The organism is Anaerococcus sp., assembly GCF_022770135.1.
In the GTDB taxonomy this organism is placed as follows: domain Bacteria; phylum Bacillota; class Clostridia; order Tissierellales; family Peptoniphilaceae; genus Anaerococcus.
In genome coordinates this window covers 1-6,367 of sequence record NZ_JALEIL010000142.1, presented here as the reverse complement: position 1 = coordinate 6,367, position 6,367 = coordinate 1, and the positions used below count along the sequence as shown (strand labels likewise).

At 42.1% G+C, this 6,367-nt stretch carries 5 protein-coding genes; all 5 read right to left on the bottom strand.

Translation table 11 applies throughout. The features are described from left to right. Window positions 1–125: 125 nt before the first annotated feature. Genes yqeB through hydA form a run of 5 tightly spaced genes read right to left on the bottom strand, consistent with a single transcriptional unit; the run spans window position 126 to window position 6,192 of the window. Window positions 126–929 (bottom strand): selenium-dependent molybdenum cofactor biosynthesis protein YqeB, encoded by an 804-nt coding sequence (gene yqeB / locus MRZ08_RS07350; RefSeq protein WP_297381186.1) that lies wholly within the window; start codon window positions 927–929, stop codon window positions 126–128. After that, window positions 922–1,494: a nucleotidyltransferase family protein gene (locus MRZ08_RS07345; RefSeq protein ID WP_297381182.1), complete on the bottom strand. Its 573-nt coding sequence runs from the start codon at window positions 1,492–1,494 to the stop codon at window positions 922–924. Before MRZ08_RS07345 ends, yqeB begins: the two co-directional genes overlap by 8 nt. Then, window positions 1,484–2,185: a selenium cofactor biosynthesis protein YqeC gene (gene yqeC, locus MRZ08_RS07340; RefSeq protein ID WP_297381179.1), complete on the bottom strand. Its 702-nt coding sequence runs from the start codon at window positions 2,183–2,185 to the stop codon at window positions 1,484–1,486. Before yqeC ends, MRZ08_RS07345 begins: the two co-directional genes overlap by 11 nt. Beyond that, window positions 2,178–4,811: a selenium-dependent xanthine dehydrogenase gene (gene xdh, locus MRZ08_RS07335; protein WP_297381178.1), complete on the bottom strand. Its 2,634-nt coding sequence runs from the start codon at window positions 4,809–4,811 to the stop codon at window positions 2,178–2,180. Before xdh ends, yqeC begins: the two co-directional genes overlap by 8 nt. 7 nt (window positions 4,812–4,818) lie before the next feature. Beyond that, window positions 4,819–6,192, bottom strand: coding sequence for a dihydropyrimidinase (gene hydA / locus MRZ08_RS07330; protein WP_297381176.1), 1,374 nt, complete (start codon window positions 6,190–6,192; stop codon window positions 4,819–4,821). Window positions 6,193–6,367: the final 175 nt, after the last annotated feature.

The following is a 6,367-nucleotide window of genomic DNA, read 5'->3' as shown; positions in this document are numbered from 1 at the left end:
TGATGTAACAGCCATCAGGGAATTATCTTCTCCAGGAGTAGAGCCCTTGTTTTCTATCAAAAATACCAGGGCTGCATCCCTTCCCTTTTGGTTTTCTTCGTAAATTTTCTCTAAAATATCTGCCTTCATAGCCCCTTCCTTCTTTTCATTATGAGAAGTCCCTCGAGACTCCCTCCACCGATTAGCCTAGCTTTATCAGAAATCGTCCCCACATTACGAGGAATCACTCTTGGGTCGACATCTCCGACCTTCATCCCCTTAGTCACTTGGATTCCTTCATTGATCATACCACGAACCATTCCGTCAAGACCTGCGTAGATTTCCTTTCCATCTACTATAGCAACAGGCTCGCCCTTTTTTACGACTGATCCTAAATCCTTTAGGATATGAAGCTTACCATCTGCACTTGACCTAAGGATTCTTTCTGTAGTAAATCCGTTGATATTGCCAGGATTGCCAGTGTTTTTGGCGGCAGGACCTTCAAAGATTAATCTGCCCAAATCATGGCCCCTGTTGGTTTCTATTACCAAATCTACGTCTTCCCCTGCCACAAAGCCAGGTCCAAGTCCTATGGTTATGGGAGCCATGTCCTTCTTGGTGCCTAGGTTTTTCTTGGCGAGAATCCCATCTATCACGCAAATCGGCTTCATTTCTTCTATGAATCTTCCATCAGGGTCGACTGTCACAGCAATCTTATCCTCTGCAAAAGCTTTTTCTATTTCAGACCTATCTTCACAGTAAATTGCCTCTATATCTTCGATTTGAATTTCTCCCTCAAAGATTGCCTGGGCCACCGCGACATTTCTTCTTATACAAGTCGGTCTTTCGATTTCTAGGACCAAGACGTCAAAACCAACTCTTTTTAGCTTCTGGATAGTCCCAGTTGCGACATCTCCTCCGCCCCTTACTATTACGAGCTTCTTATTCATGGTCACGCCTTAACTTCTCATAGGCTTCTATGGTGTCTATATCTAATAGTTCGTCTTCATTTTCTATTGGGACCTTGTTGGTATTCCCGTCTTTGGCAAAGATCATTCCTCCTTGGTCTGCTTCAAGACTTAGGAGCTTTTCCCTGAAACTAGCTGGAAAGATTACTGGAGCTCCCCTTCTCATTCCTACTACTGGATAGGTCATGAGTTTATTTTCCTTGAAGGATTCGATTAATTTCTCGCAAGTTTCTTTCCTAAGAAGGGGCTGGTCTGCCACAAAAAACATCATGTTAGCATCCTCATCGCTTTTGCTTACTCCAAGCTTGATTGATGAAGATTTCCCAATCTCATTGTCAGTATTTTCAACCGCCACAAAGCCCCTAGCCCTAGCATCTTCTAGAATTTCCTTATAGGAAGAAGCAACTATGACTTCATCAAAACCCACTTCGTCCAAGAGGTCTAGGGTATGCTCGTAGATTTTTTTGCCCTTAAATTCAAGCATCAGTTTGTTTTCTCCCATCCTTTGGGATAGGCCTGAGGCCATAAGTATTGCATTAATTTTCATAAAACTTTCCCTCCTTAATTGATCCATAGGATAATTTGATATCAGGAAAATCAAAATCTTCCCTAAGCTTGCGGACATTTACAAAGTCCCTATCGCTTTCTACTTGGTTAATGAAAAGATATTTATTTCCATCAAATCCCTTGTAAAAACCCTTTTCATAAGCGATTAATTTTCTTATCATCTTAGAATCTATGATACCAGTCCCAATATTTTTTGAAAAGCCTTGATAATTATAAGTAAAATCATCCTTGACTTCACAACCCATAATCTTGATAGGAAAAATCCCTATAACTTTTGTCGTAAAGTCGTAGATTACAGGCTCATAATCATACCAAAATTTGAGGGGAAGATTCCTACAACCGTCTGCTTCAATAAGGACATAGTCAAAATCATCGATTATTTTCTTAAGCTTATCATAACCGACACTTTTTAGCTTTCCCTTGCCTGTGACCTCTTCCCCCAGGCAAACTATCCTATCTGACTTATCGTTAGTATAAGAATCGATGGAAGTATAAGTCGGATAGGTTGCCTCCTTGGGAAGAGCGATTTTGGTCGAAGTCGTCATTAGGACTCTGCCCTTTTTGGACAAGCTAAGGGCAAGATAAGCCATAAGACTCGTCTTGCCCCCAGATCCTGTTATTGAAATTATATCATTTTTTTGAATATCAAATATTTCTTCTATTTTATTCATCGAATTTCTTCCTTGGTTTGCTATAAGCCGTATCAACCATTGGGAAATCGCGTCTTAGGATTCCGTCAAGCTTGTAGTAGGCTCCTTGAGCTGCTGGAGCTATTGGAATTGTCGCAATCTCTCCTACTCCCTTGGCTCCAAAGGCCCTGTCTAGCAATTCATCGTCTGGCTTACTTACAAAGACAGTTTCGATTTCTGGAATCATTGGCGCTCTCCATAGGCCGAGGGTTCCGTATTTGGCCTTGACCTTGGACTTATCTAGCTTGAAGTTTTCTGTAAGAGCGTAACCTAGGCCCATTACTATTCCTCCCTCAAGCTGACCTTCGATAGCCTTAGGATTTATGACCTTGCCGGCATCTGTTGCGGCAAAGACTTTTCTAACAGTACCGTCATCATTTAATATTACCACATTTGTTGAGAAACCGTAAGCGATGTGGCTAACAGGATTTTTCTTTTCTGAACCCAGTGGGTCGGTCGGATCGAAATATTCGTGGAAGTATTCCTTGCCATTAAGCTCACTTATATCACTCGCCTCTCTCAGGTCCTTCTTAAGCTTTTCAGAAACTTTCTTTATAGCTTCACCAGAGATCAAGGTCTGACGAGATCCTGATGATGTACCGGAATCTGGTGAATTGGCAGAGTTTGGATGAATAATCTTAACCTGATCTGGACGAAGTTCTAATATATCTAGGACCATTTGCTTAAATACTGTCTGAGCTCCTTGGCCCAAATCACTTGCCGCACAATACACTGTAGCAATTCCATCTTCTACGACAATCTTAGCCCTACCCTTATCAGGAAGACCAACACCGACACCAGCGTTTTTCATAGCGCAAGCAATCCCAGCCCTGTCTTCGTTTTCTTCAAAGATTTCCTTAGCTGCTTCAAGTGTTTCAACAAGAGCAGTAGAAGAATCTGCGATCTGTCCATTAGGAAGGACTTCGCCAGGTCTTATGGCGTTTTTGTATCTTATCTCCCAAGGAGAAATGCCCACCTTTTCTGCCAAGAGATTGATATTACTCTCGAAGGCAAAGTTCGATTGGCAAACTCCAAAGCCCCTGAAGGCTCCTGCTGGGGGATTATTTGTATAATATCCATAGCCGTCAATTTCAGTGTTTTCATAATGATATGGTCCTACGGAATGGGTACAAGCACGCTCAAGAACTGGCCCACAAAGAGAAGCGTAGGCCCCTGTATCCATCTTGATTGTAGCCTTCATAGCAAGGAAGTTACCTTCTTCGTCACAGCCTAGCTTGAAGGTCCCAACCATCGGGTGTCTTTTTGGGTGGAACTTCAAGGATTCGTCACGGCTGAACTTAATCTTGACTCTTTCTTGGAATTTGTAAGCTGCAAGGGCGGCAAGGTGCTGGCAAGATACGTCTTCCTTGCCTCCGAAGCCTCCGCCTATAAGCTTATTTTCTACCACAACCCTTTCTGGCTGATCTTCCCATCCAAACATTATAAGAGTCTCTTTTCTAGTATCGTAAACCGATTGGTCTGTTGTATAGATCTTTACCCCATCACCCATTGGTTCTGCGATAGCACATTCTGGCTCAAGGAAAGCATGCTCGGTAAAAGGAGTCGTGTAAGTTTCTTCTACTATATATTTACATTTCTTGAAGGCTTCTTCTGCATTGCCACGACTAACGTGTCTTTCTTGGCAGAGATTGCCAGTTGGGTGGATGAAAGGAGCTTCTGGATCTTCCGCTTCTTCGATTGAAGAAATTGGCTCAAGCTCTTCGTATTCGATTTCAACTAGCTTTTTGGCCTCGGCTAAGACATTATCATTTTCTGCAACCACAAGACAAATAGCATCTCCCTCATATCTTGTGATATCTCCCTCTTCTATGAAGACATCCCAGTCTTGGAAGATATGGCCGACCTTGTTGTTTGGCACGTCCTTGGCAGTAAGAACTCCTATCACTCCAGGAAGGGCCTCCGCCTTAGTCGTGTCGATCTTTAGGACTTTGGCTCTTGGGTACTTGCTCCTAATAGCAGATCCTACCTTCATATCATCAAAGATCATATCATCGACGTACTCGCCTATACCTAGGACCTTGTCGTGAGCATCGATTCTTATAAATTCATCTCCAACCTTGACCCTATCCTTGTCATCGGTGGTAATTTCGATATTGCCATTTATGATTTCAGAAGCAAGCTTGATTCCTTCGATGATCTTGACATAACCTGTACATCTACAGATATTTTGCTTGATGCCTGCCTTTATCTCATCCTTACTAGGATTTGGATTCTTCCTAATAATAGCAGCCCCGCTCATCACCATGCCTGGTATACAAAAACCGCATTGGACAGCTCCCGCCTTGGAGAAGGCATGGACGAAGGCCTTCTTCTCAAGTTCTGTAAGCCCTTCTATGGTAAGGATTTCCTCATCCTTAAGCTTAGAAAGCTTCTGGGTACAAGAAAGCTTCTTGCTATCTCCTACAAGGACAGTACAAGTCCCACAAGCTCCTTGGGAACAACCGTCCTTTACAGACGTGATATGTAGGTCATCACGCAAGAACCTAAGAAGAGTCTTATCCTCATAGGTCTCGTATGTTTTGCCATTTACCTTCACAATAATCGGATCAGTATCCTTAATTCTTTCACCTATCAATATATTTGTCATAAGTCACCTAAATAAATTTCCTATCTATAAATTTCCCTCGGCCCTTCTCGCCGTAGTAATTATCATCTTCCAAAATCACTTGACCCCTAGAAATAACAAGCTTTGTCTTAAAGTCAGACTCAAAGCCCTCATAGGTCGTATAATCGCAAGCAGAATGTCTGTTTTCCTGGCTAATAGTGTAAGCTCTCTCATCAAAGACTACAAGGTCCGCATCCTTACCTATTTCGAGACTTCCTTTCCTATAAGAAAGACCGAAAATCTCACTAGGATTAGTACAAAGTAGGTCGACTAGCCTTCCAGGATTAATTCCCCTATGGATTCCCTCAGTTAGGACAACTTCCATCCTCTCCTCGATTCCTGGAATCCCACCGGGAGCATTTAAGAAATCATCCTTGTAAGGAAGCTTCTCGCTTTCGTAATAAAAAGGACAATGATCAGTTGCGATCACATCAACAGTCCCATCAGCTACTCCCTCCCACAAGGCCTCTACGTCCTCGTCTTTCCTAAGAGGAGGAGCACAAATGTACTTAACCCCTTCGCTTGGGCCGCCTTCCTCATACTTCTTGTCCGTATAAGTCAAATATTGGGTGCAAGTCTCGCAGTAGAGGTTCTTCACCCCACGTTTTCTCGCGTTTCTAATCTCTTCAAGGCCTAGTTTTGAAGAAGTGTGGACTATATAAAGCTTAGGAAAGCCAGCAAGTTCACTTAAGTAAATAAGCCTATTAATAGCTTCAGCCTCTGCCTCAGCAGGTCTAGTCTTTGCGTGGAAAATCGGAGCGAGATTCTTAGCCTCTTCCGCTTCTTTTCTTAGCTCTGCTATCATGCCATCGTTTTCACAATGAACACAAACTACAGTACCAGTTTCCTTGGCCTTTCTAAGAACCTTAAGCATCTTATCATCATCAAGCTTGCCTCCATAAGTCGTATAGATCTTAGTAGAAACAATCCCCTCATCGAAAAGCCTTCCCATCTCATCGAGGATATCGTCACTTGCCTTTTGTATAGCACCATGGAAAGAATAATCAATCACAGCAGATCCTTCAGCCATCTTGTGATACTTCTCAATCATCTCCCCCACAAGAGAATCCTTGGGGCCAAAGGCTATATGATCTACTATAGAAGTAGTCCCTCCGAAGCTTGCCGCCCTAGTTCCTGTATAGAAATCATCAATCGAAATAAACTTCCCCAAATCCAAGGACAAATGCGTGTGGACATCCACCCCACCAGGCAGAGTAAGGAGATTCTTACAATCAATCACCCTATCGGCACTTCGATCAATCCCCTCGCCGATCTCTCGTATCTTTTCACCATCTATATAAATATCACGAAGGATGTATTCTCCTTCTTCTATAATCTTTGCATTTTTAAGTAAAATACTCATCCTAACTCCTAAAGTTATAACATGTAACATACTACGATTACAATCAATCTACAAGTTAACGTTTACACTTATATATATTTTAACATAAATTTTGGAGAAATATAAGAGGAGATGGGAAAAATTTGGATTATTCTAGAATAATTTAGAAAATTTCTTATCTTTTCTTAGTCAAAAT

Excerpts from the sequence above, each read along its gene's own strand:
- xdh (WP_297381178.1), bottom strand. The coding sequence starts at position 4,811 with ATGACAAATATATTGATAGGTGAAAGAATTAAGGATACTGATCCGATT.
- yqeB (WP_297381186.1), bottom strand. The coding sequence starts at position 929 with ATGAATAAGAAGCTCGTAATAGTAAGGGGCGGAGGAGATGTCGCAACT.
- MRZ08_RS07345 (WP_297381182.1), bottom strand. The coding sequence starts at position 1,494 with ATGAAAATTAATGCAATACTTATGGCCTCAGGCCTATCCCAAAGGATG.
- yqeC (WP_297381179.1), bottom strand. The coding sequence starts at position 2,185 with ATGAATAAAATAGAAGAAATATTTGATATTCAAAAAAATGATATAATT.
- hydA (WP_297381176.1), bottom strand. The coding sequence starts at position 6,192 with ATGAGTATTTTACTTAAAAATGCAAAGATTATAGAAGAAGGAGAATAC.